General features: G+C 60.0%; 3 protein-coding genes. 2 read left to right on the top strand and 1 reads right to left on the bottom strand.

Annotated features, from left to right (window positions below):
* A partial coding sequence (locus ACP5EL_RS10110) for a PPC domain-containing protein (protein WP_428402387.1) occupies nt 1-646 on the top strand: 646 nt, incomplete at its 5' end.
* Nucleotides 647-719: 73 nt separating this feature from the next.
* Here the strand turns inward: ACP5EL_RS10110 and ACP5EL_RS10105 are convergent.
* Nucleotides 720-1,730, bottom strand: a complete 1,011-nt coding sequence (locus tag ACP5EL_RS10105; RefSeq protein ID WP_428402386.1) for a nucleoside recognition domain-containing protein — start codon at nt 1,728-1,730, stop codon at nt 720-722.
* Nucleotides 1,731-1,881: 151 nt separating this feature from the next.
* Here ACP5EL_RS10105 and ACP5EL_RS10100 point away from each other — a divergent pair.
* On the top strand, nt 1,882-2,630 hold a 749-nt coding region (locus ACP5EL_RS10100), incomplete at its 3' end, for a 3-dehydroquinate synthase II (RefSeq protein WP_428402385.1).

Here is a 2,630-nt window from a genome sequence, read left to right as displayed (position 1 = left end):
CGAGGATGAGGTCGAGGACGAGGAGGAAGACGGGGAAGATGATGACTTCTTCAGCTTCTTCGACGACTGGGAGACGGTATCTCTGGTCCTCTACCAATATGACGAGGAAGAGGAGAGCTACCTGCCGGTCGATGGCGGCGATTATGGGATCGGGTCCCAGCTCTTCGCCGGAAGATACGCCCTCCGCGTCGAGTCGGAGGACCTGGAGCCGATATCCGGCTACGTCCTGGCCATAGGCTTCGCTCGATACGAATGCGACGATGAGCCGAACGACTCCCCCGAGGAGGCGCTGGATCTGGGGGTCCTCACCGATGGAGCCGAGATCGAGACGGACGGGTGCATCCTCCCCGCTGACGACGTCGACTACTACGCCCTGGTGGTCGAGGAGGCCCTGGAGGTCGAGATAGAGGTCTCGGGAGACTCCGACGGCGACTCTCGCCTCTACCTATATGACGAAGAGATGGTGGAGATCAATTGCGACGACGACGGAGGGGAAGGGACCTGGTCCAAGATCGAAGAGGAGCTGGAGCCGGGAACCTACTATATAGTGGTCGAGTCCTACCTGGGCGACGAAGTGCTACAGTACAGTCTGACGGTGGCGGGAACCGGGGCCGGATCTGAATCTGAATCTGGATCTGAATCCTAAGGGCATTGAGTTTGAGATATCCGCGAGACGAGAAGTCCGCGGGAATGTACTCTTTTTTCCGGGCCCACCTCTCTCACCAGAACGCCATCACCCCCAAGGCCACCAGGAGCATGATCACGTCCCGCAGCCCTGTGGAGAAGACCACCAGCTCCGTTCCTATCCTCGGGCCGAAGATCCCGGCGTGGGAGGGGATCAGCCAGCGGAAGGCCCAGGCTATGCTGGTGATGACGTTTCCTATCATCAGGGTGACCACCACCTCCTTTCCTGATAGCTCCCCTGCCGCCAGAAGGCCTCCGGCCACGGTGTAGGCGGCGACGTACCCCGCGAACTGGGCGGCTATGATGCTGAGCCCCGCGGCCGGAAGGGGCAGGTAGCTCCGAATACCGCTCAGATGGAGGGATAGAGAGTCGAAGGCCCCCACCTCGATCAGCACCGATACCAGAAACATCATCGCCGTCGTCATCTTCGCCACCCTCACCACCTTGGGCTTTGCAGCCCTGGCGCTGATCTTCAGCGCCTCCTTAAGGGGAGGTCGATCCCGCCTTTCGTCCTCGGATCTCTTTTTGTCGACGGTGAGGGTGTTGGTAATGATGGTCGTATCCTCCGCCTCCGTTTTGCCCTCCAGGAGGAGACGACCCGCCATCATCACCAGGGTCGTCTTCAGAAGCCCCACCAGCATCAGAAGGCCGAAGTAGACCAGGCCCGTAAACCCCAGAAGGGGTATCAGGACCGGGAGGAGCGACCTCCAGTGCATGGTGGTGGCTGGAAAGGAGTTGACCAGAGAGGCGACGAAGAGCTCTCTCTTCTCGATGATCCGGTCGTGGTAGTAGCCTGCCAAGATCGAGTTGGCGCTCGCCGCGGAGAAGAAGGCCATCATGAAGCTCGCCCCGGCGGCATCGCTGAGGTGGGAGAACCTGGTTATGGGCCTGGCCACGAAGGCGATCTTCTCTGCAGCGTTCAAGACCACGATCAGCTCCGCCAAAACCAGGCCCAGAACTATGGGGGGCAGGGATTTGGACAGGAGGCTTAAAGATGTGGCTGTCGATTGAATGAGTACCCGACAGATCTCCGTCGTCTCCGTCATCTGCATCCTCTTTCTCTGGCCCCCCTCTTAAGTAGCACGGATGAATCGAATTGTCACAATCTCGCCCTGACGAACCTATCGAGACAAGAATTTATACAAAATGCCTGTTCTCCAAAAGAAATTAGTAACCTGAGCCACCACTCTGATATCCATGAAAGAGAAGTGGCTCATGGCCAGCGAGGGCTCCTGGGAGGAGATGAAGCCCAGGATCACCACGGCTCTCGAGTCCGGGTTCGACTGCGTGGTGGCGAAACATGAAGACGTCGACAGGATCAGAAAGCTGGGCGATATAAGGGTGGCCTCCTTCGGGACCGAGAGGGAGGAGGAAGACATACTGATAATAGGCCGCGGCGGCGAAGGTGACGGCTCGGTCCCCCTCCCCGAGGAGTTCGGGGCCTCCCTGGACATAAGCCTCGCCAGAGCCAGCGAGGGGACAGTGGCGGGCTACGTCGAGATCAGGAGCAAGAGGTACGAGGAGTTCGCGGTGGAGCTGGGAAAGAACGTCGACTACCTGGTGGTCGTCGGGACCGACTGGAAGGTGATCCCTCTGGAGAACATGATCGCAGGCCTCCAGGGCGAGGAGGTCAAGATAATAAGCGGCGTCAAGACCGCCGAGGAGGCGGAGGTCGACCTCGCCACCCTGGAGAAGGGGGCAGACGGGATCCTCCTGGATACCAGAGACCTCTCGGAGATCAAGAGGGTCCAGAAGGCGGTGGAGAAGGCCGGGATGGCCAGGCTCGATCTAGCCATTGCCGAGATCACCGAGATCAGGCCTGTGGGGATGGGGGACCGGGTCTGCGTCGACACCTGCACCATGATGCGTCCTGGGGAGGGGATGCTCGTCGGCTCCCAGTCCAAGGCCGCCTTCCTCGTCCACAGCGAGTCCGAGGAGAGCTCTTA

This window comes from Methanocrinis sp., from assembly GCF_049974945.1.
In the GTDB taxonomy this organism is placed as follows: domain Archaea; phylum Halobacteriota; class Methanosarcinia; order Methanotrichales; family Methanotrichaceae; genus Methanocrinis.
This window is presented reverse-complemented; position numbering and strand designations above follow the sequence as displayed.

Excerpts from the sequence above, each read along its gene's own strand:
- ACP5EL_RS10105 (WP_428402386.1), bottom strand. The coding sequence starts at position 1,730 with ATGACGGAGACGACGGAGATCTGTCGGGTACTCATTCAATCGACAGCC.